The sequence below is a fragment of the Duganella sp. BJB476 genome (assembly GCF_003416895.1).
Taxonomy (GTDB): Bacteria; Pseudomonadota; Gammaproteobacteria; order Burkholderiales; family Burkholderiaceae_D; genus Rugamonas.
On record NZ_QVIO01000009.1, the window covers coordinates 1 to 21,259 of the forward strand.

Genomic DNA, 21,259 nt, shown 5'->3' on the forward strand with positions numbered 1-21,259 from the left:
CGGCTCCCCCTCCGCCCCCTGCCCCGCACCGGCACCGAACAAGGCTTGCCGTCGACCACGCCGCAGTTGTTGCGCGGCACGGTCGCGCCGGCGGCCGGCGCCAAGCCTGCCAGGACACCGGCGCTGAACCTGGAATTTTCGCCACGCGACTACATCACTTGCCTGCTGTCGATCGACGCAGAAATCGAACACTGTCTGATCGTGCAATATCTGTACGCCGCATATTCGCTTGGCGGCCCGCAGGTGCCCGAGGCGTTTCGCGACAGCGTGCGCACCTGGCAGGAGGTGATACTGGGTATCGCCAAGGAGGAGATGGGTCACCTGATCTCGGGGCAAAACTCGCTGCGCCTGATCGGCTCCCCGCTGCACACGGAACGCGAGGATGAGCCCTGGGACTCGTCGTTCTACCCATTCCCGTTCACGCTCGAACCGCTGACGCTCAACTCGCTGGCCAAGTACGTGTACGCCGAATCGCCGGTCGACTGGGACGGCGGCGTGCTGGGCGACGAAATCCGCCTGCGCGTACACGCCCGGGGCGAGGACCCGCAGCAGGTGGCAGCGCTGTTCAACACCCTGATTCCGCTGGTGGCCGATCCCGACTACCTGCCGGACGCCGCCTTCGACGCCTCGCCCCTGCCGGCCCAGGCCGACTTCGCCGAATGGGGCCGCGGCTACCAGGGCGGTTATCGTGCCCGCCCCAGCGGCCAGCGGCCAGCCGACGCAGACGCCGGACGTGTTGGTGGTGCCGCAGACCTGCTGCGACAACATGGTCGCCGCGCTGCACGCCATCACCCACCAGGGCGAGGCCACCAGCGGCACCACCGCCTCGCACTTCGTGCGCTTCCTGCGCATCTATGTCGAGATGCGCGAGCTGGTCGAGCTCGCGTCGCTGACGGCCGAACACTGGAACGCCGCCCTGCGCGAACTGCAGCGCGGCACGCACTGGCCCTACCCCTGCGGCGCCGGCTACTTCGGCGTGTCGGCCGTTGGTGATCTGTCGGCCTGCCACCGCTTCGTCGGCGACGAACAGGGCGCCATGGGCTCGCTCGATGGCGGGGGCGACCGCGCCCGCCAGGCGATCTGGCTGAACGAACGCCATGTGCACCGGCAGCAGCCCTGCTCGGCCTGCTGGGCGCGCTACCTGTGCGGCGGCGGCTGCCACCACGAGGTGCTGGCGCGCGGGCGCAGCGCCTGCGACTACATACGCGGCTGGCTGCACTACACGATAGGCGCGCACCAACGCCTGAGCCAGCTGGCGCCCGACTGGTACGCCGCGCCGACCGGCAAGCCGGACTGAGCCCGATGCGCGACGGCGACATCCTGTTCGACGCGCTGGTGATCGGCGCCGGCCTAGCCGGCGTCAGCACCGCGCTACGGCTGCAACAGCTGGGTTACCGCGTCCTGCTGGTCCAGCGCAGCGCCGTCTGGCCGCGGGCGCAGGTGGGCGAGGCGCTCACGCCCGGCGTGCGCAACATCATCGAACTGCTCGACGTCAACGACGCGCTGGCGGCGGTGCCCCACGTCGCCCATGCGGGCAGCCGGGTATTGTGGCGCAGCCGCACGCCCGACCTGCTGCAACAGGCCAGCTCGGCGATCGTCGACCGGGGCCACTTCGACGCGGCCTTGCTGGCGTTGGCGCAGCATCGTGGCGTCAAGCTCGAACAGCCGGCCCGTCTGCTGGACCTGGCCGGCGCGGCGGGCGACTGGCGCGTCAGCCTGCTGTGCGGCCAAGCGCGTAGCCGCCAAGTGCGCGCCCGCTTCATTTTCGACGCCAGCGGCCGCATCGACTGCGCGCCCCGGCTGGCGGCCTTGTGGAGCGAGGTCGACCAGTCGGCCCTGGCGGAGCTGGACGGCACCACCCAGGCCGAAGCGCTCGAACACGGCTCCCTGCCCGGCGGGCGCTATCGGCTGATGCTGGTCTGCGATCCGCATGTGGCCCGGCAGGCCACACCGGCCGGGCCGGAGGCCCGCCTGCGCGCCGCCTGCGCGGCCAGCAAGCTGCTGCGCGCGGCGGCCGAGCTGCCCATGCTGGGCGCGGTGAAAATGTGCTCGGCCACGCCCTACCTGGCGCCCGACAGTTGGCAGGACGGCCGCCTGAAGCTGGGCGACACGGCCTTCGCGCTCGATCCGGTTTCCTCGTCCGGCGTGGAAAAGGCGATGCGCTTCTCGCAGCAGGCGGCGGTGGCCCTGCATACCGTGCTGGGAGACGACCGCCCCGGCCGCCGCTGGCCCGCTGCTTCTTCGAGGGCCGGCTGGTGGAGGCCTGCGCGCGCCACGCACACTGGACCGAAGCGTATTACGGCCAGGCCTGGTGCGCCGACCAGCCCTTCTGGCAAGCCCGCGAGCGCTGCGAGGCCGGCGGCGGCGGCGCGATGCGGTCGGAACTGCTGGCCGCCCTTTCCGCGGAGCGCACCCGGCTGGCCGGCTACCAGCCGCCGGAACTCAAGCCGTTGGCGTGGCTAAACCCGGCCCTGCCGCTGCGGTTGCACGGCGGCGCAGCGATCGTCGAGCTGCCCTGTGTGGTTGAAGATCGGGTGTGCCTGCACCAGGCGCTCGACCACCCCCATCTGGAGCGGCCGCTGGCCTTCCTGGAAAACGAGGCGCTGTTCCCGCATCTGGCCAGGCTGGCGCAGCCGCTGCCGCTAGCCCAGCTGCTGCAGATGCTGGGGGACGGCATGTCGGGCCACAAGGCCCAGCGCATCGCCGTCTGGCTGTGGCAGCGCGGCCTGCTGGAAAGCGTCGGCTGAGGCGCGTGTCGTCGCATTGGATGCACCACACCAACAGGCACTTCTTCATTACTCATGCGAAACTGTGACGGCTGAGTGCGAGCGGTTCGTCACTGTACGTCCAGTTCGCTCACAGCCATGCAGCACAAGGCGATTATGTATTCTGCCGCTTGCGCCAGCTAAGCCATCCCTTCAATTGTATAACAGCCGCTCACGCTTGCTTTCGTTGGCGAGTTGCGATGTTCGTATTGTTAACTAAAACATTTTACCCATCAATCTATGCTGCGAGTGCCATTGGTGCCAGTAACCAGCTACCACGCTCGACATGGTCGCCTTCGGCTCAGGCTTCCGATTTATCCACATCATTGAAGGGTATTGAAAATGAATAACAGCAAAATCATTGGCAAAAAGACGATGTTCGCCGCAGTCGTGGTTGCTGCTTTGACGGCAGGCTCCGCTAGCGCCGATGAGACTCCTCCTGGTGCCAATAATGCCCATACGCCGGGAACTACACCGACCAGCACTACGCTGATGGGACAGAACTTCACCAAGGGTTGCGTGCGGTTCTATGTGAATGGTCAGCGGGATGTTCAGGCCGGCAAGAGCTCTAACTTTGGTACGGTGGCCGCGAATAAGCAGTTCATGGCTTCCGTTTATCAGAATGGTTGCGGCGGCGCCGCCGTCAAGAACGTCTGGTTCAAGACGTCGGGCGCACAAGCGACGAATTGGTGGACGATTCGATAAGCAAGCCCTGCTTAGATAAACACTTGCTCCGGGTGCTCATTTCGCTGCGCCTGCCGAATGGTCCTTCCTGTCTTTGCCGTGGTGGGGTTGCGTCGGGACTGTCCGATGAGACGCTTTAGGTCTCCCAACAGCCGAGCAAGACCTTAACGATGACATACGAATTCAATTCGGGCGATAACACCGCCAACGACTACCCCAACCCTTTTAAGACAGAGAACTGGTTTTTGCTCTTGTCCTTCCTCGCGCTGACCGCCGGCGCCGTCGCCATCTTGTTTGATGCGCGAACCTACTTTCATGACCGCGAAGATAAAGTGGCAGCGATCGCGGTCATCCTCGCAGCCACCCTTTTCGGCATCGCTATAAAGTTCCTGATTCAAGCGCTGTCGCAGATTCGTTTTTACTTTGGACGCAAGTATCCAATGGGATTGGCTGACGAAGTACCTGCGAACAGCTACGGCCTGGCGAAAGGCGGAACGGATGTGATCGATATGCTGCGCCAGGGTGTTGTTGAGTTCGCTGAGCCGCAAGGTCCATTGAATGGTGTTTTGTATGCCCTGATTAAGCCGCTGATCACGGCACCACCTCCCATCCAGGCGGCCGCAGTTCAGCACTTCCATGCGGGAATCGCGATGACAGGAATCCTGTTGTCGATGGCTGCGTCCTATTTTTTCGCTGCAGGGACAGAGTACGAAGGCGTGATCTCGTGGATGTATCTGCCGATGACGGGCCTGTCGCTTCTGACACCCTTCATGAAGTCAGCGGCGGAAGACTTCAATACGCAGGAGGTGGCCAACTCCGACAAGATGCTGTGGAAGTTGATCGGCCTCGTTACGTATGCGATTCTGGCGCCAGTCCTTGTGCCCCGCTATTTACCGGCGTTGCATGTCCCGCCGCTGTGGATTGCGCCGCTGCTGCTGTTGACGACGTCGATGGTAGCATCGGTAATCTTTCTAGTGTCGCTGTTGTCCCAACTGGACAATGTGGAACAGACCAGTGTCTCGGTAGAGCAAACCACGATTTCCATGAACTGCCATCCGGCCCAACTGTGGCCCAAGCTCAGTCGCGATATGCAGGACAGCTGGGTGGGCGGTATCCCGAACCGTGTCTACGGTAACGTTATCCCCGGCATGACCAATTCGGAGCGTGCCTCGTTCCAAGGTTATATCCTCGAGGAGACTCAACCTTCTGCATTTTTGAACATGAGTGCCGAGAGCGTGAGCGACAAAGTAGGTAGCCGTCATCGTCGCTACCTGATCGCGCTAGGCGCTTGGGGACTCGTCTTAAGTGTCCTGGCTGCGTCGGTTGGCGCGTACTATGCGCCGCTGTTTGTCGATATGCAGCGTATGGAGATTTTACGTGTTCTGCTCGTCGTCATAGCTCTCGGCGTTGCAATGGTACTGGCGTTCCGGATTGGCCATCTGTTGTGGTCCCGCATGTACTTCAAGTCACGCTTGATCTTGGTCGGGATTGAAGGAACATTCCAGACTGGCGAAATGCGCATCGGTAACCAGTTCAGTGGAAATGTGCAGTCGCATGCGACAGTCACGCGAGTGCAAGATGCAACGCTGCGCATGTGGGTCTCTGACATTGTCACCGTGTCTTTCGGCAAAGCAGGAAAACGTTTCGTTATGGCGCTGGCGCCGGCAGATGGCTTCGCCAGGGCGACTGTGAGCGGACTGAAGGAGTTCGCGATGAGCCAGAGTGCCGTTATCGCGCCGACGTCAACTGCCGATGTCGAGGTTGCCAAGTCGATCGGTCGAATGAATGAAGCGCTCGGTCCTTCGTTCGGCGGCACGATTCTGGGTGCTTCCACTGGCAACCGTGTATTGGCGCCGAATACGGTGCAATGAGCTGCATCCAAAACGGGGTTGCATGTGCACCACTCGGGCATACCATGAATTTACTGAAGCGGCGACGAACGAACGTCGCTTTAGCTCTCACTATCGACTGACGGAAAATGAATCATGGCTCACTTTTTGATGGACCACTGGCAGATAGTAACGCTGGTTTTGATGTTGATGTTTGGCGGCAGCGTTTGTACGGATGAACTGCCAGAAGAGGATGATTGGCATGCCCACCCAATGAATAAGGAGGGCATGAACTGGATGGGTGATTGATCCCTCTCGTTGGTGGTGGGGATGATCGGATGATTGCAGTACGACGATGCGCCTCAGGCTGTACGGTCGACATGTACCCAGCACCGACGAGAGCAAGGCGCTGGCACAAAGCTGGTTCCACGTTGGCCAGGCAGCGATCAGGGCAAAAAGAAAAGCCGCAGCTTCCACAGGATCATCCTCAGGTTACCTGGTCGAAGGTGTGTAAGGTGAAGCCGTCCGTCCGTGCGAGTCTGCCCTCGTTTCTTGGCGCATCAGCGTAGGTCGAAGTGTTGGTTTGTGGATTCTGTGAGGTAAGCGAACATGGTACGATCAGCAGTCCTGTCCGGTTCGATCTAACGATGATACGTCGATTTCTTGTCAATACCTTCCCGCGTTTGTCGATTTTCCTGGGCCGACCGTCTGAGTACGCTCGGTCGGCACACGCCGCCTGTGCAGGAAGAGGACGTTGACGGCATTCGGATTGAATGGATTGGCTGTATCGCCGATGTCGGGAAAGGTACCCGAGGGCCATATCATGCCCAAGTCTTCCCGTGCCGTCAGGGACCTGGCTCGCAAACGTATGCAGCTGGTCGATATGAGAACCGCGAATATTCTTTCAATTGAGATCTGCATGGCACAGCAAACAGGTTGCTACCTTACCTGCAGAGAAATCAAGCTACTGACCGAACTAGACGTCGACAGCATGCCATGCCTATCGGCTCGGTCGAAGCAAGCGGCATGAAGGCTAACTTGGCTATTATTCGGGCCTTGCTGTCAATCGTCGGCGCTTTGGCGCCACCCATTGTCGGCGTAATGGCGCCACTTAGGCCATTCGTTTTGGGGCTCAAACTGGGTTGTAAGAATGCGTGATTTCGGGCGATTTTGCAATACCGATCTCAGCCGAAATAGCGTGTATTTTGGGTGGGGATTTTTTGGCCGATTGTCGAATCCATTTAATAACGCGACTGCACAACAAAAAACGCGACTGACCGAAAGTTCAGATCCGCAGTCCTGCTGAGGTACACTGCCCTTGCCGAACTTCCGCTTTCGGCCAAAGCCGCCGAACGTGCTCGACTACCCTGCGCCCGACCTTATGCTCATCCGAACCCTAGTTAACGCCGCGCTGAAGCGCACAATACGGCACTTGTGGGATGATCTGCCCACCGTCGGCGCCATGCGTAAGACGTATATGGACGCTGACCGTCTGGGCGCGATTGGCCGTAAGCGCATGGCCGTGACGTTGGATGACGTCGGCGGCGTGCGCGTGGAATGGATAGGGCCGCAGCACCTAGCGCGTGAGGGCATGGTTGTTCACCTGCACGGCGGCGGCTTCGCGATGCGCCCGACGTTGACGGACCGGCGCTTCGGCGGGTGGCTAGCGGGTAAGCTGGGCCGGCCGGTCTTGCTGGTACCCTACCGCCTCGCCCCCGAGTTCCCGTTCCCGGCCGGGCTCGACGATTGCTCCGCTGTTTATGCGGGCTTACTGGCCGCCGGCGTCCCGGCAACCAGGATCGTCGTGACCGGCCACTCAGCCGGCGGTAACCTGGCGCTGGCCATGCTAATGCGCGCGCGCCGCGTCGGCCTGCCGCAGCCGGGCGGCGCGATCCTAATGTCTGCGCCAATCGACCTGACGGCTGCAAGTCCGTCCGTTGCGGCGAATGCGACCAAGGATTGCATGATGGGGCCGAACGCTTGGCCATGGACGTGGCAGGTCTACCTCGGCGCTATACCGCCCGACCATCCGGACGCCTCGCCGCTGCTGGGCGACTGGGCCGGTCTGGCGCCGATCCACCTGCATGTCTCCAGCCAGGAAATCCTGCTTGACGACAGCCGACGCGGCGCCGAACTTGCGCGCACTGCTAACACGCCAGTGCGCCTGACGATATGGCACGACGTGCCGCACAGTTTTTACTTCATGGAGTTTTTGGCGGAGGCCAGGCGCTGCCGCGCCGATATGCTGGCATTCGTCCGCAGCGTGCTGCGATGCTAGCCACTGTCTGCAATGGGTGGAAGCGGCCGGTTACGTAATGGCGTCCAGGAGAGTCCGACTGATTGCGGACCGCGCCAACCTAGTCGCTAATTCGATGTGTATCCGGACCTCGCCGCGAAGTTTCGTGGAAGCAGTCGTATCAATAGATGGAATTGACACCGATTGGCCGGAATCCGTCAACAAGGCCGCTGGGGAGTGGTGTTCCCCAGTGGCGGCCGACGGCAATGCGGGGTCTGGGGCGACGTCCCAGGGCGCGAATCGCGCTGGAGCGGCCGCTCACATTGCCGTGCAGTTTGCGATCAGGATGCGCCGGGCCTGCCGGTCTTCGCGGCCGGCGGCCTCGATTTCTCCGAAGCCGGCTTCAAGCTTCGGTAGCTATCCCCGTCGAGTTCGATCTTGTAGGCACCGTGGCGTAGGCGGTCGAGAGTGGCGGCTGCGATCATCTTGTTGGCCGGGAAGGCCGCACCCCATTCTTCGAGATCGAGATTGGACGTCAGGACCGTCGCCGTCCTCTCGTAGCGCTCGGCGATCAGGTCATGGAAGTCCTCGTCCTCCGGCGGGCGAAGTGGTTTGAGTCCGAAGTCATCGATCAGCAGCTGCGGCACCTTGGCCAGGTAGTTGAAGCGCCGCTCGTACGTGCCCATCGTCTGCGCGGTGCGCAGGCTGCCCGAGCATCTGCCACGTGACGAGAAAGTGTATGTGCCCACGGCCGATGCCTGCCCGGTCTGTGGTGGCGGCCTGCGGCCGCTGGGCGAGGACGTGGCCGAGCAATTGGAGTTCGTACCGGCCAGCTTCTGTGTGATCCGCCATGTACGCCCCAAGCTGGCATGCGCCTGCTGCGACGCCATCGTCCAGGCGCCGGCGCCAAGCCGGCCCATCGAGCGCGGCATCGCCGGCCCTGGCTTGCTGGCGCACATTCTTGTGGCGAAGTTCGCCGATCATCAGCCGCTGTACCGTCAATCCGTGATCTACGCTCGCGAAGGTGTTGACCTGGACCGCGCCTTGCTGGCCAGTTGGGTCGGCGCAGCCAGCGCGTTGCTGCGTCCGTTGGTCGATGCCATTCGACGTCATGTGCTGACGGCATCGAAACTGCATGCTGATGACACCCCGATCCCGGTGCTGGCGCCCGGCAACGGCAAGACTAAGACTGCGCGCCTGTGGACCTATGTGCGCGACGACCGGCCAGCCGGCGACGCGACACCACCTGCGGTATGGTTTACCTACACGCCCGACCGCAAAGGCATCCATCCACAGACCCACCTGCCCAAGTTTGAAGGCGTGCTGCAAGCTGATGCCTATGCCGGCTTCAACGCCTTGTTCGAGGATGGTACGATTTGCGAAGCTGCTTGCTGGGCGCATGCACGCCGAAAATTTTACGACTTGCATGCAGCGCGCCCGTCACCCTTAACTACCGAAGCGCTACGGCGCATCGGCGAGCTGTATGCGATCGAGGAAGGCATACGCGGCAAGCCACCTGACGAGCGGTGCACTGCTCGTCAGCAGCATGCCAGGCCACTGCTCGACGACCTCGAACGATGGCTGCAAACCGCGCTCGCTACGCTGTCGTGCAAATCCGATACGGCGGCCGCCATCCTTTACTCGCTCAAGCTTTGGCCGGCGCTGCTGCGGTACTGCGACGACGGCGCCATCGAGATTGATAACTCGGCCGCCGAACGCGCCTTGCGTGGCATTGCTATTGGGCGCCGTAACTACCTGTTTGCTGGCGCCGACAGCGGCGGCGAACGCGCTGCCGCGATCTACTCGCTGATCGGAACGGCTAAGCTGAACGCTGTCGACCCCGAAGCCTGGTTGCGTCACGTGTTGACGCAAATCGCCGATCATCCCGTCAACCGGGTTGAGGATTTCTTGCCTTGGAAATGCAACTTACCGGCAGCCCTTTGAGCTATGCCACTTCCCAGCGGGTTGATGCAATCATCGATTATCAAAAAGTCCGTAAGAAAACGCTTACTACATTAATAGCGCCAATTCCAAATCAAAAAACTTCCCTGCCAAGCTACGGCCGTGGCCCTTAAACACGCCAAGGCAAGCGCCATGGAGTGAACCCGGCTCACCAACGACGCCTCCCGATTGGGCCAAGTTAGCCATACAGCCCGGAGCGCAACGGTCGTGCCGCCCACCGCGAGCCATGCCAAGATCTGAACTACGCGCAAGAGTATGGCGCAGGTGGGCAATGCAATGAACAGGGAGTTATTCAAGTAGGCCAGCAAAATGCCACCATACAAAGCCCATGGCAGCAATGACAGCAACCCGGCCAAGCGCATGTGGTTCCTGGCCGTACGCAACACCGGCGACAGAGCGGCTTGTGGGCCAGATCGTATGCGCCAAATAACGGACAACGGCCACATCAGAACGCTTAGCAACACTGTAGCAATCGACAAGACCAAGACGGGAAGCATCACCAGCTTATGCTGATACCAGGACACCTTTTGCATGATCTGCATCGGGTCCCCGTTTCTGCTCATCTCCCAATCGCCTTGCGCATTCTTGAGAAAGTAGCGGCGACGAAGCGGGTTTGCCGCGTTTTGCCACACGCCTGGCTCCACTTCATGCCACTCGACAGGTTTGCCATTCGATCCACGCACTGTGTCAATCACGAGTGTTCCGGGCTCCACCATGTGCACGACGTTTTGATCGAGCAAGAATGGCAAAGACAGCGGGCTCGATTCAAACCGCCGAGTGGTACGGTAGCAGGGCTTTGAGTTCTTCAATGACTTCGCGATCGAGTTATATGAAGGAAATTAAAGTGGAAGGGCTGACATTTTAGGCCCTTGCCCCGCACCTTATTCTCACCAATTCCCACATCATTGCATGTAGAGCGAAGTGTATCGCTGCACGAATAAAGTGTTCCGTAACGAAAACCATAAGTAATTGAAAATAAATCGATATTTATTTGTAGCGCACTTAAAGTGTGACGCCCATCTCCGAGCGTCCGCCGCTCGTAAGAAGGACATAGCGGCGCTGAGAATTGAACCCGCCTAAATGGAGAGTTGAAATTAAGTGAATTGTCCGTGTTTTTATAAAATTCTTTTTAAATCAATTGCTTAGTAATTTTAAGTGGATTTAAATGAAAAATTAGGGCCACTGCGAAACGTCTCCTCCAGGCGCTGCTAAAAGCTACCGATTCAGCTTCCTGCCTCAGTTGGTTTAACGGCCAGGTCACTGAGGCTCTGGCAACGAGAAAATGATTTTTCTTTCTCACACGTTTATGGAGGGGGGGCGCTTGGAATAGACGACCTTGTCAGCGTCGTCGGAGACGACGACAAGGCAGTTGTTGGAATGAAAATCAATGCCACAAAATAACATGACGGCAGCCTCGATAAAGTTCGGATTCGTACCGTGACTTTATGCTTCGGCTCGGCCGAAGGGAGGACGGCTAGATGATTATCAGATTCCGTTGCAAATTCGTGGGGAAGATGGGGCAATTTTCAGTGCAACTCAACATGGTGAGGTATGTTCTTGACGGCCCCGGGGCGGAATCGAACCACCGACACAAGGATTTTCAATCCTCGTGTTAGCAGTTATTCATTAGCTTGGCACGGATTTCACGTTGGACGTTAGCGAAAAATAGGTCAGTCGCTGCAACTAGCGGTTTTTAGTCGCAGAATTGTGGCGCCAGTTGCAAATACATTGACGCCCTACAGCTTGCTTCCTTCCTCGCTTGGTGACGTACCAGACTTTTTCGTTTCGACGCAACCCTGTTGTTGGTATGTTTAAAAACATTCTCTTTTGAATTTAAATAATATTCCTTGCAATGTTACAAGCAATGGGTGATGGCCCTTCTTAAGTATACTCGTTTCGATTTGCATCCCATCTATTGCTATTTTTGCAAATCGCCCGACCCTCGCGGTTACGGGTTGCTTGCCCTTGGGCAAGTTCTGGTCTGTTCACGCGTTCCTCGCGTAGCGCTTCCAGCATGAGCCGGTTGTGGGGTGGCGCTATCACCCTTTATTTTTCTACCCTTTCCGCCCTCAGGCGTCGCAGCTTCCAATCCCCCTAATCGTGCCATTTCACGGTTCAGGACATGTGGGTGAAGTACCCATCGCTGCTCTTTCTTTCTTCGATGTGGACGCTCATGGGCGTCGTGTTGACAGCGTTCGTCCGGACCAGGGACAAGAAGGACGAGGTAGCCGGAATTGACGCTTAGCAGGAGGTCTTGACCATGATGGTCGGAGGGCGCGTTTCACTTGTGTAAAACACGTTTAGTAGGACTTTAGTATTCGTAAATGCCTCGTTTGCCGCAGGCGTTTGTGGTTATCTCAGCACTCAGTATTTATTTGTATTACGAACTTAGTAGGAAAAAAATGCCGGTACTCGACATGCTCAAACGAGCACAAAGAGAAACCAGCTGATGATTGATCCGCCAAACACTGTTGGCTAAGTTTGCCGCGAAGCGGCACTTGAATTCTTTGCTTTCCAGGACTGGACAGCGAAGAGTGGTGATTTGGAACGTGCGTGGACTAAATATCTGCCGGGAACCGACGACACCGATTTTAGAGTAACAATTGATTCGGCGCAATATTTTTTTCAAGTTGTGAACGGGCAGATCGATCCAAGCAACGTCATAGTACTTGCGATGGCAATAGGTAACATGGAAGAGCGACATGTCGGGTGCACCTAAGGTGCATATGGGGTGCACATCGAGTGCACATCGAGTGCACATCGAGTGCACATCGAGTCCACATCGGGTCCACTCAAGGGACATTTCCGGGACACTTTGTCTGTAGTAGGTTGAATCTCTGTTTTTCCCCCCTCATTATCGATGGGATAGGGAAAGCGCCGCCCAATACAATATATTTTCGCAGCCAGAAGAAAAAGTACCTGGGCAGCCAAACCGAAGCTAACCCAAATAATGAAAAATAAAAATGACCAACCAGCCTTTCTGATCACCACCGAGGTTGCTCTTACCAGTATCTCTGCGACCAGGCGATTGGAAGAAAAACTAGATGCCATTGAAGGGTTACTCAAAAGTGGAATCAGCCGTCAGGCAGTAGTAGAACTTTTGAATAAAAATAGATTTAAGTTTACGATTAGTAGTTTTGCCTCTGTGCTTAAGCGAGTTAGGAAAAAAAGCAATCTTCCGATTGATCCTTCAAATGAAAATAATATGGTTGCTGGATTGATGGCGATGGCCAATGTTGCCCAACCTAAAACAAAATAACCTCGGAAATTTATATATGACATTCATTCTCCAGTTGAGTGGAAACGAGCAAAACATTGAAGAAACAAATGAGTAATGTCAACTTCATTTTAGCCGATAGTGGAAATGTCAAAATGCTCTATATTTCTACCGTGCTGGCGCAATGCAATTGATACGGGGTTGCAGTGGATAGGAGGAGAGCTACAATTCGTCTATTGACACTTTGAGAGGTAACCGATGCAGCACAAAGATCTAGAGAATATGACTGACTCCGAATATCGCGCTTGGTTGGTACAAACGAATGGTGTTATCGATCTGTCGGTATTGTCGGAGAAAAATCTTGTCGATCTTTTTAGCACGACGTTGCGAGAGACTGATCCGAATGTCCGTGCGCAAGGGTTGGCGGATGTAGCCAACATGTGTTTGGCCATGGCCGATTTAATGCTGGGAGCCCAGAGTTACGTCGCCACATGCGTGGTGCTAAATAAGCACTAAAGGCTTAGTTTAGCGAAGCGATTTGCGAGTGAACGGGCTGAGTTGACACAGTTTCATGCGCATTCGTTTCGATACAGGATTTGTGCCGCTTAACGGGATGAAAATGGAAGCAGTGGCGATATGCTATTCGTATATAGCCTCGATAGAAAAATGGAAACGTTGTGATATGCCACTGCCGAAAATCGACACACTCAGCTGCCTGCCAGTGTCTATGCCCGGCGAAAATACTTACCGCCAAACGGCTGCACTATGGTTGGCGAGGGAGCTGCTCGACCAAATACTTTTTGAAAATTGTTTTGATTTCAATAGGGTAGAAATTCGGAGTTTAAACCAGTTGTTTTGTGATGTAGTTATCTTCGCAATATGAGTTCGGTCTAAATCGCTATAAGTGTGCTAGATGCTCGCGCGCCGCTCAAAATACAACTGGTGCCCTGAATACTTGGGAGCTGAGAATTCGGTCACTGCCGGGTAGGGCTGGGATTACTTCAACGCCAGCCGGCACGGCACGGGGGGGCGCTGTCGTAACCGTCACCTAGCTTGAAGATCAGCACTACCTGTTCCAGATCGGAGGCTTGGTCTTGCAGCGCGTGTGCGGCGGCGGCCGCTTGCTCGACCAGCGCGGCGTTCTGCTGCGTGACCTGGTTCATCTGCGCGATGGCCTCGTGCACCTGGCCGATGCCGGCGCGCTGCTCGTCGCTGGCGGTGCTGATCTCGGCCATGATGTCGGTCACGCGGCGCACGCTGACCACCACTTCCTGCATCGTGCTGCCGGCCTTCGCCACCTGCGCGCTGCCGATGTCGACCTTGCTGACCGAGTCATCAATCAGCGCCTTGATTTCCTTGGCCGCAGTGGCCGAGCGCTGCGCCAGGTTGCGCACTTCCGACGCCACCACCGCGAAGCCGCGGCCTTGCTCACCTGCGCGTGCCGCTTCCACCGCCGCGTTCAAGGCCAGGATATTGGTCTGGAAGGCGATGCTATCGATGACTGAGATGATGTCGACGATCTTGCGCGAGGACTGGTTAATTGAGTCCATCGTGTCGACCACTTGCGCCACCACTTCACCACCCTTGGCGGCGATGCCCGAGGCGGCCAGCGCCATCTGGTTAGCCTGCGCAGCGTTGTCGGCGTTCTGCTTAACGGCGCTGCTGAGCCGTTCCATTGACGTGGCGGTTTCCTCCAGGTTGGAGGCCTGCTCTTCGGTACGCGACGACAAATCCAGGTTGCTGGCGGCGATCTCGTTGGAGGCGGTGGTGATCTGCTCGGCGCCCAGTCGTACCTGGCCGACCACACCGGACAGGTTCTTGCAGATGCCGTTCAGCGCGTACAGCAGTAGGCCGATCTCATCCTTGTTATCGATGGCCAGTTGCACATCCAGGTTGCCCTGGGCGATGCGGGTCGCGGCCGCTTCGGCGCGGGCCAGCGGGCGGGTGATGTTGGCGCGCACCAGCAGGAACAGGATCGCGGCGAACAAGGCCAGCGACACCAGGCCCAGCGCGGCGTAGCGGTTGCGCAGCTGGCCTGCCTCGCGGGTGATTTCTTCCGTGTAGGTGCCGCCGACGATCAGCCAGTTCCACGGCTTGAAGGTATGGAACTCGACCATTTTCTCGCGCGGCGCGGCGCCGGCGCTGTCGGCCCAACTGTAGCGCATCGAGCCTTCCTTGGCCTCCAGCATGTCCTTGACGAACGGGCGGCCGTCGCTGCTGGCGTTGTCGATCAGGCTCTCGCCTTCCTTGGCCGGGTGCACCAGCGCGGTGCCCAGCGCCTTGCCCGGCGCGGCGTTGACCACGTAGATGTAGCCGCTGTCGCCGATCTTGATGGCCTTGATCTTTTCCTTCAGCATGGCCATGTTCTTCGAGATGTCCAGGCCGATGAACAGCACGCCGATGACCTGGCCGCCGGCGTCCTTGATCGGATCGTATTGCGTGATGTACTGCTTGCCGAACAAGGTGGCCAGGCCGATGTAGTTGTCGCCGGCGCGCAGCGGCGCGTAGCTCGGGTGGCCGTGGTCGAGCTGGGTGCCGACCGCGCGCTCGCCGTTTTCCTTCTTCAGCGAGGTGCTCACGCGCACGAACTCGTCGCCGCTGGCGGCAAAGATGGTGGCGACCACGCCGGTGTCGGCGGTGAACTTGTCGGGGATGGCGAAGTCCAGGTTCAGCGTCTTGCCGTCGTGCTTGAGCGACGGTGTGGCCTTGCCGCCGATGTCGACGATGGTGGTGCTGTCCCGCGTGAACTTGCCGTCGCCGAAACCGGCGGCGAACAAGCGGGCGAAGCTGGATGCCTCGTTGGTCATAGCGGTGTTGAACACGTCGACCGTGTTGCTGATGCCGCCCAGCGTGTTGGCGACATTGGCTTTGGCACGCTCGGTCAGCATGGTCGAAGTGTTCATGTTGATCAGGCTGAGGAGCATGACCAGGATGACGGCGATCAGGCCGAACGTAATCACGGTGATCTTGGTGCCGACGCCCCAGTCGCGGGGACTCATGGTAAAGGTTTGCATTATTCTTTGTAGGTAAAGGTGGTGCGGATTGAGGGTGCTCTGGGGGAGCGACTGCGTGAGGCGATAAGGTGCTGCCAAAGCGCTTCGCGAGACGAGACGTGCAGGCTCTGCCGGAGTGCTGCGTGGGGTTGTAAGCCAGAAACCCAGTCTGAGGTTCTTGTTTACATTGCCAATTAAGGACAATCGCTCGGCCCTGTCGAAAGCCGGCCACTGCAGCCGGCCTCTCAATCAATACCGCATTGTTCTAGGTCACGTAATTTATTTAATTGATCGCTCGGTTGTTCGATGCCAGGTTATATGAGGTTGCAACAGACTACTCATAAAGCACTTATTGCATCTTGCTAACCTAAAATTTCTCTTATGGAAGTCATTTAAAATAATAGCCTAGCCTGATGAAATTTCATCTCGGGAAATCCTGATTTTCTTGTAGGAAGCTGGGATGGTTTCGGTTACGGGGACAGAAGATAGGTTCGCTAATCAAAGTTTAAGCATTAGGAGCGGGGGCGTTGTCCGCAGACTAGCCGTTTGCCTGAAACTATTGGCCAACATCCTCTTCGGTCTTGCTGCCAGCCGCAAAGTGGGTATCGATACTTTCGTGAACAATTTGAAAAAGATGGCGCTGCTGGCGTTGATGTAGACCGTCGTCGCCAGCGTGCAGCAAAGTGTGACCGTGACGGGACAGAAGAAGACATCTCCGTGGATGAGGACCGAGAGCTAGCACTTCATTGTCTTTTCCAACACCAGCAATGACGCCGTGCGCCAGTTGCTGGACAACTTGGAAAAGCTGGATCAAGTGCCGCGCATCCAGACCAGGGACTGCCAGATCGCCGCCGTCGCCCGGCACAAGTTAACGCTGTACTATCACGATCGCCTTGGCAGTTTCAACGACGCAGTCGTCGATCACCGGCACTATCGACATGCGCTCCGGCCTACGTTAATCTCTGTGTGAGCTGGGCCATCTACTATTTTGAGCAACAGTACGCGACTTCATACCCGGTTTCCGGCTAGTGTAAGCACACAGTAGCGTTGGAACATCTGCGCTGCATGCTGGCGCATAGCCCTACCCTCTACCGCCAGCAGATGCTCGCTTGGAGCACCGCGGGCTAGACAGCTGATGATGTCGACTAAGCAGTCGCAATTTTCGCGTATCAACGTAACCAGAACTAGATCGATCTCAAGTTCCCTTCTGCGAATCTGCGCCTGCAGGCGTTCGGTTATGCCGGTGAACAATACCATCACGTCCGCACTCATTTCGAGGATTTGAAGACTCGGTGCATGGCCTTGCTGCTCGCTGACCTTGATCACCTCTGCCGCCAGCGTCATTGCCCGTAGCACCGTTTGGTATTCCATCACGTAGTGCTGCAAATGTGCCGAGTTACTCATCCCTTCCCCCTATCCTTCTTTGTTAACCCCTCAATCTCTTTTTTCTCACCACGTCCAGCATTTAGTTTCCCGTTTCTAATTGGCTACGGCAAGCTATCTCACCAGTGCATACAGTACCCCGTCGAAACAGGATGGATTGACGCAGACAAATTTTCGCTCTACCGGCTCGCCAGTAATGGTGCAAGCCATCACAGTTATCTTATCGCGTCGTGTCGGTACATATTCATGTACCACCTCTTTACCTGCTTTGTCATTGATGCCGCAGATCAGCACAAAACGTCCATCGGGCACATCGCTGGCCCTCCATATCTGGCCGATTCTCATTACGATGGTTCCCCTGTTTCGGCGCCTCAGCAAATCGCGGCATGTTCAAGTTACCAATACAGGCGACATTGCATCAATGTTCATACTTCTGCTATCGGCAAGAGCGGATTCTCATGTAGGGATTGCCTCGACACCATGTAGGGCAATAAGACCAGCTTTCCAGTTTAGAAGCAGCTTGGCGCCTGTCAACAATCGAGCGTAGCACCTTGCCTTCCATATGAATTGCGTAAGGAGGCCGCGAATTACTTGTCGGTGTAATTTGATCGGCCAGATCATCGTCAAACCCGTACAGTATCGTAAGTTCAGCCTGTTATTCGTCAGTTTCCTCCTGGCTGGAGGTCTGCTCTTCACGAACTGGGTGCCGACGGCGCGCTTGGCGTTTTCCTTCTTCATCGAGGTGCTCACTCGCATGAACTCCTTGCCGCTTGCGGCGGTGAACTTGTCGGAAGCTGTGATGCTCTCGGCCGTGAGGTGGACGATAGTGTGATCGTATTTAATATGTTTGACGCTGGCCTCGACTTCGTCCACATAGCCCCTCGTGTTCTGGAATGAAAGACGGTGTGGACTAGTGCGATCAGTCGCCTTGAGCGGCGGCGGCGATCACAAAACTTCGCTGATGGGCCGCGAACTTCGTTTTTGCAAGCAAAGGACTTGCAGAGCGTGGGTAAGCTCCTCAGGAAAATGTTTTCATATGGAAACTTTTCCATCCGTCCTTAGATGGCATGTTGCTGAATCTGACGTCTATTGTGCCCACCATTGATTTCCCCATCCATACACTGATAACCGCAAAGGTGACTATGTCCAAAACCAAACAACTCATTTCGCCGGAACGCCGGGTCTTTTGCGTAGGCTCTCTCGGCTTGGCGGCACTGGGGCCGTTGGCACTCGCTGGCTGTGGTGGAGCCAACGAGACCGGCCACGCCGATGCGCCGGCCGGCGCAGTGCGGTTGCGCGCTGGTGGCGCCGTCGTCGCGCGAACCTTCACGCACCCCGGCCTGCTGCACACCGAAGCCGACTTCGCCCGCATGCGCACCAAGGTGGCTGCCGGTGAGCAGCCCTGGCTTGCCGGCTGGAACGCCTTGCTGAACACAGGGCGCTCTCATCTCGGTAATTGGCCGCGCGCGCTAGAAACCGTCGTGCGCGGCGGCAGCGGTAGCAATGACGCCCAGCTCTATATCGACATTGCTCGGACCTATCAGCTGGCGGTGCGATGGAAGGTGACGGGCGACATTGCCTACGCCGATCGGGCGGTATATTTCCTGAATGCTTGGGGCTACATCCTGAAAAACCTCACCGGTAACGCCGACCGCTTTTTGGCCGCCGGCATTTATGGCTACCAGTTCGCTAACGCCGCTGAAATCATGCGCACCTACACTGGCTGGGCGGCAGCCGATCTGGCGCAGTTCCAGAGCATGATGCTGAGCGTGTTCTATCCGCTGAACCATCAGTTCCTGATCCAGCATAACGACGCCGACATCACCAACTACTGGGCGAACTGGGATCAATGCAACCTGGCTTCCATTTTGGCCATCGGCGTGTTGTGTGATCGTGAGGACCTGTACAACGAGGCGGTCAGTTACTACAAGAGCGGACCGGGCAACGGCGCCGCCAGTCAGGCGGTACGCTTCATCCATCCCGGTTATCTCGGCCAATGGCAAGAGAGTTCGCGCGATCAAGGTCACTGCACGCTCGGCGTCGGGCTGGCGGCCTCGTTCTGCGAGATGGCATGGAACCAGGGCGACGATTTCTATGGTTACGACAACCGCCGCTTCCTGGCCGGCGCCGAATATGTCGCCAAGTCCAACCTGGCCGATGCCGGCGGCAACCTTTACTACACGGCCATGCCGTTCGACCCCTACACCAATAACCACGGCACGGGATTCGGCATTTCGGGCGCCGGCCTGCCTTTCTTCCGCCCGGTCTGGGAAATGATCCACAATCACTATGTGAACCGCCTGGGCCTGGCCGCGCCTTACACCACGCTGATGGCGGCCAAGGTTGGCGTCGAGGGCGACGGCGGCAACGGCGACCAGTTGGGCCTCGGCACGTTGACCTTTAGCCGAGATCCGATCGCCCATGGCGCCGATCCGAGCGGGCTGAGCGCCCGTCTGGTCGACGGCCAGGTCCAGTTGTCCTGGTGGGGAAGCGCCTATGCGACCGGCTACAACGTCAAGCGCGCCGCCACCGCAGGTGGTCCCTACACCACGATCGCCGGCGGCATCGTGGACTTGCTGACGTACACCGACAGCGGCATGTCGCCGGGAACGTATTACTACGTGGTGACGGCGATCATGGCCGCTGGCGAAACCGCCCCATCCAACGAAGCCAAAGTAAGCACCGCGCCGGTGCTGCGCACCCGCCTGCCGTTCGACGAGGCCAGCGGCACAACGGCGTCGGACGCGACCGGCAACGGCAACAACGCCGTCCTGATCAACGGACCCACCTGGACCGCCGGGAAAACAGGCAATGCCGTGGCGCTGGACGGCGTGGACGACTACCTGGCACTGCCGGCCGACCTCGTCGCCGACCTCGCCGATTTCACCATCGCGGCCTGGGTGTACTGGGATGCGGCGCGCGACTGGGCCCGCGTCTTCGATTTTGGCTCGGGAACCAACCACTACATGTTCCTGACGCCGCGGGCTTATCGCGGTGGCATGAGCTTCACCATCACCACCGGTGGCGGCTACGGCAGTCAGAGTTTGTGGACGGACCCGCTGCCCACCGGCCAATGGGTGCATCTGGCGGTGACACTGTCCGGCACCACCGGCACCCTGTACGTCAACGGCAGCGCGGTCAGCACCAACACGGCGATGACCGCGTCGCCGTTCCGGCTGGGCAGCACCGGCCAGAACTGGATCGGCCGTTCGCAATATTCGGCTGACCCGTATTTCAACGGCAAGGTGGATGACTTCCGCATTTACCACGGGGCTTTGAGCGCGCAACAGATGAGCGCCCTGTTCTCCAGCGGAGCCTTGCTCCCGTAGACGGCACCAGACTGTCGTGGTGCTGGTCATCAAAACGGCATCACGACAGCTCATCAACCATGCGAGGTAAGGAAAGCCTTACAGCAGGATCAGCATTGACCGATATTCTTCCGATGGCCGCCTTGGTATTATCAAAATGAAATTTTAATTTCCATTTATTAATATGATCTGCACGGCGCGCCTTTCGCTCGACCGTGCTTTTCCTAAAAAAGGTCCCCATGTCTATCCGAAAGTTCTGCATAGCCGCCGCCATGCTGACGGCGAGTATTTCCTCCCATGCCGCTGTTACCGTGTTCTCGGACAATTTCGACGCCGATGCGACCGGCAATAACGCCACCCATTTCGTCAAGGGGTGGAGCGTCACCAACGGTACTGTCGACGTTGACGGCCAGGGCTTCGTGCACAACGAACTGCCCGGCCATGGCCACTATATCGACCTGGACGGGACGAGCCTCCGCGCCGGCGTGTTCAGCAACAGCATCAGCTTGCACGCCGGGTCGGTCTATACGATGAGCTTCAATATCGCGGGAAATCAACGCAATTGGGGCTCGGACACCGTTGACGTCAGCTTTGGCACCACCCATCAGACTTACGTGATCGGCCAGTCGGCTCCTTTGTCGACCAAGACGCTGACCTTTACGCCATCGAGTTCCGGCTTCTTTGGTTTCAGCTTCCATAATCGCGGCGGCGACAATCGTGGCGCGTTCCTGGACCAAGTGACCATCACCACCATGACGGCCGTGCCGGAACCGGATGCGTACATCATGCTGCTGGTTGGCTTGGCCGGCTTGGGCTGGTTGGCCCGCGGCCGCCGGAGTATCCGGCAGCCATAGTCCAGGCTGCAAGACCCGAACCGCTTCT

General features: G+C 58.2%; 20 protein-coding genes and 1 pseudogene. 15 read left to right on the forward strand and 6 right to left on the reverse strand.

Annotation, left to right across the window (positions count from 1 at the left end):
• Positions 1-321 (reverse strand): hypothetical protein (locus D0T21_RS32590; protein WP_229211673.1); only part of this gene is annotated, 321 nt, incomplete at its 3' end.
• Between D0T21_RS32590 and D0T21_RS32895 the strand changes: the two genes are divergently transcribed.
• The 8 genes from D0T21_RS32895 to D0T21_RS27450 all read left to right on the forward strand — a co-directional run bounded on the left by D0T21_RS32895 (position 202) and on the right by D0T21_RS27450 (position 7,556).
• A complete protein-coding gene (locus tag D0T21_RS32895) occupies positions 202-993 on the forward strand; it encodes a ferritin-like domain-containing protein (RefSeq protein ID WP_373995381.1) in 792 nt (263 codons plus the stop codon). The two genes, D0T21_RS32590 and D0T21_RS32895, sit on opposite strands and share 120 nt — an antisense overlap.
• Positions 977-1,297, forward strand: coding sequence for an SPASM domain-containing protein (locus tag D0T21_RS32900; RefSeq protein WP_373995380.1), 321 nt, complete (start codon positions 977-979; stop codon positions 1,295-1,297). Before D0T21_RS32895 ends, D0T21_RS32900 begins: the two co-directional genes overlap by 17 nt.
• Before the next feature lie 5 nt (positions 1,298-1,302).
• Complete coding sequence (locus D0T21_RS27425; RefSeq protein ID WP_116993158.1) at positions 1,303-2,463, forward strand: NAD(P)/FAD-dependent oxidoreductase; 1,161 nt, start codon at positions 1,303-1,305, stop codon at positions 2,461-2,463.
• Positions 2,451-2,747 carry a hypothetical protein gene (locus D0T21_RS27430; protein WP_116993159.1) on the forward strand — a complete coding sequence of 99 codons (297 nt, stop codon included), beginning with the start codon at positions 2,451-2,453 and terminating at the stop codon, positions 2,745-2,747. The genes D0T21_RS27425 and D0T21_RS27430 overlap by 13 nt, the downstream gene beginning before the upstream one ends.
• A 360-nt stretch (positions 2,748-3,107) precedes the next feature.
• Entirely contained in the window at positions 3,108-3,470 is a 363-nt protein-coding gene (locus D0T21_RS27435; RefSeq protein WP_116993286.1) for a signal peptidase, read from the forward strand.
• Positions 3,471-3,619: 149 nt separating this feature from the next.
• On the forward strand, positions 3,620-5,320 hold the full coding sequence (locus tag D0T21_RS27440; protein ID WP_116993160.1) for a hypothetical protein: 1,701 nt from the start codon (positions 3,620-3,622) through the stop codon (positions 5,318-5,320).
• Between the two features lie 114 nt (positions 5,321-5,434).
• Positions 5,435-5,587 carry a hypothetical protein gene (locus tag D0T21_RS32120; protein WP_158568057.1) on the forward strand — a complete coding sequence of 51 codons (153 nt, stop codon included), beginning with the start codon at positions 5,435-5,437 and terminating at the stop codon, positions 5,585-5,587.
• A 1,009-nt stretch (positions 5,588-6,596) separates the two neighbouring features.
• Positions 6,597-7,556 carry an alpha/beta hydrolase gene (locus D0T21_RS27450; RefSeq protein WP_116994566.1) on the forward strand — a complete coding sequence of 320 codons (960 nt, stop codon included), beginning with the start codon at positions 6,597-6,599 and terminating at the stop codon, positions 7,554-7,556.
• A 299-nt stretch (positions 7,557-7,855) separates the two neighbouring features.
• Here D0T21_RS27450 and D0T21_RS27455 read toward each other — a convergent pair whose 3' ends face one another.
• Positions 7,856-8,200, reverse strand: a complete 345-nt coding sequence (locus tag D0T21_RS27455; RefSeq protein WP_116993162.1) for an ATP-binding protein — start codon at positions 8,198-8,200, stop codon at positions 7,856-7,858.
• A 22-nt stretch (positions 8,201-8,222) separates the two neighbouring features.
• Between D0T21_RS27455 and D0T21_RS27460 the strand changes: the two are divergent.
• Positions 8,223-9,458, forward strand: a pseudogene (locus D0T21_RS27460) (IS66 family transposase); the annotation flags it as partial.
• Between the two features lie 71 nt (positions 9,459-9,529).
• On the opposite strand, the gene D0T21_RS27465 reads toward D0T21_RS27460, so the two are convergent.
• Positions 9,530-10,216 (reverse strand): hypothetical protein, encoded by a 687-nt coding sequence (locus tag D0T21_RS27465; RefSeq protein ID WP_116993163.1) that lies wholly within the window; start codon positions 10,214-10,216, stop codon positions 9,530-9,532.
• Between the two features lie 2,210 nt (positions 10,217-12,426).
• On the opposite strand from D0T21_RS27465, the gene D0T21_RS31860 reads away from it, so the two are divergent.
• From D0T21_RS31860 to D0T21_RS31865, 3 genes are all read left to right on the forward strand, one after another.
• The gene (locus tag D0T21_RS31860) at positions 12,427-12,735 is read left to right on the forward strand and encodes a hypothetical protein (protein WP_147328181.1); all 309 of its coding nucleotides are present in this window, start codon (positions 12,427-12,429) and stop codon (positions 12,733-12,735) included.
• A gap of 240 nt (positions 12,736-12,975) precedes the next feature.
• Entirely contained in the window at positions 12,976-13,209 is a 234-nt protein-coding gene (locus tag D0T21_RS27470; protein ID WP_147328182.1) for a hypothetical protein, read from the forward strand.
• Positions 13,210-13,264: 55 nt separating this feature from the next.
• A complete protein-coding gene (locus D0T21_RS31865; protein WP_147328183.1) occupies positions 13,265-13,576 on the forward strand; it encodes a hypothetical protein in 312 nt (103 codons plus the stop codon).
• Between the two features lie 118 nt (positions 13,577-13,694).
• On the opposite strand, the gene D0T21_RS27475 is transcribed toward D0T21_RS31865, so the two are convergent.
• From D0T21_RS27475 to D0T21_RS27485, 3 genes are all read right to left on the reverse strand, one after another.
• Complete coding sequence (locus D0T21_RS27475; protein ID WP_229211657.1) at positions 13,695-15,707, reverse strand: methyl-accepting chemotaxis protein; 2,013 nt, start codon at positions 15,705-15,707, stop codon at positions 13,695-13,697.
• 535 nt (positions 15,708-16,242) lie between these two features.
• Positions 16,243-16,500 (reverse strand): hypothetical protein, encoded by a 258-nt coding sequence (locus D0T21_RS31870; protein ID WP_147328184.1) that lies wholly within the window; start codon positions 16,498-16,500, stop codon positions 16,243-16,245.
• A 194-nt stretch (positions 16,501-16,694) separates the two neighbouring features.
• Positions 16,695-17,090 (reverse strand): hypothetical protein, encoded by a 396-nt coding sequence (locus D0T21_RS27485; RefSeq protein WP_116994568.1) that lies wholly within the window; start codon positions 17,088-17,090, stop codon positions 16,695-16,697.
• 583 nt (positions 17,091-17,673) lie between these two features.
• On the opposite strand from D0T21_RS27485, the gene D0T21_RS27490 reads away from it, so the two are divergent.
• The 3 genes from D0T21_RS27490 (at position 17,674) to D0T21_RS27500 (ending at position 21,231) form a co-directional block, all read left to right on the forward strand.
• On the forward strand, positions 17,674-17,901 hold the full coding sequence (locus D0T21_RS27490; protein WP_116993168.1) for a hypothetical protein: 228 nt from the start codon (positions 17,674-17,676) through the stop codon (positions 17,899-17,901).
• A 391-nt stretch (positions 17,902-18,292) separates the two neighbouring features.
• Positions 18,293-20,398, forward strand: a complete 2,106-nt coding sequence (locus tag D0T21_RS27495; protein WP_229211658.1) for a LamG-like jellyroll fold domain-containing protein — start codon at positions 18,293-18,295, stop codon at positions 20,396-20,398.
• 218 nt (positions 20,399-20,616) lie between these two features.
• Positions 20,617-21,231: a PEP-CTERM sorting domain-containing protein gene (locus D0T21_RS27500; RefSeq protein WP_229211659.1), complete on the forward strand. Its 615-nt coding sequence runs from the start codon at positions 20,617-20,619 to the stop codon at positions 21,229-21,231.
• The last annotated feature ends 28 nt before the right edge of the window (positions 21,232-21,259 follow it).

What these genes read in the sequence shown, in the direction of transcription:
- D0T21_RS27425 (WP_116993158.1), top strand. Translation starts at nt 1,303, where the DNA reads ATGCGCGACGGCGACATCCTGTTCGACGCGCTGGTGATCGGCGCCGGC.
- D0T21_RS27435 (WP_116993286.1), top strand. Translation starts at nt 3,108, where the DNA reads ATGAATAACAGCAAAATCATTGGCAAAAAGACGATGTTCGCCGCAGTC.
- D0T21_RS27440 (WP_116993160.1), top strand. Translation starts at nt 3,620, where the DNA reads ATGACATACGAATTCAATTCGGGCGATAACACCGCCAACGACTACCCC.
- D0T21_RS32120 (WP_158568057.1), top strand. Translation starts at nt 5,435, where the DNA reads ATGGCTCACTTTTTGATGGACCACTGGCAGATAGTAACGCTGGTTTTG.
- D0T21_RS27455 (WP_116993162.1), bottom strand. Translation starts at nt 8,200, where the DNA reads ATGGGCACGTACGAGCGGCGCTTCAACTACCTGGCCAAGGTGCCGCAG.
- D0T21_RS31860 (WP_147328181.1), top strand. Translation starts at nt 12,427, where the DNA reads ATGAAAAATAAAAATGACCAACCAGCCTTTCTGATCACCACCGAGGTT.
- D0T21_RS27470 (WP_147328182.1), top strand. Translation starts at nt 12,976, where the DNA reads ATGACTGACTCCGAATATCGCGCTTGGTTGGTACAAACGAATGGTGTT.
- D0T21_RS31865 (WP_147328183.1), top strand. Translation starts at nt 13,265, where the DNA reads ATGCGCATTCGTTTCGATACAGGATTTGTGCCGCTTAACGGGATGAAA.
- D0T21_RS27475 (WP_229211657.1), bottom strand. Translation starts at nt 15,707, where the DNA reads ATGCAAACCTTTACCATGAGTCCCCGCGACTGGGGCGTCGGCACCAAG.
- D0T21_RS27485 (WP_116994568.1), bottom strand. Translation starts at nt 17,090, where the DNA reads ATGAGTAACTCGGCACATTTGCAGCACTACGTGATGGAATACCAAACG.
- D0T21_RS27500 (WP_229211659.1), top strand. Translation starts at nt 20,617, where the DNA reads ATGTCTATCCGAAAGTTCTGCATAGCCGCCGCCATGCTGACGGCGAGT.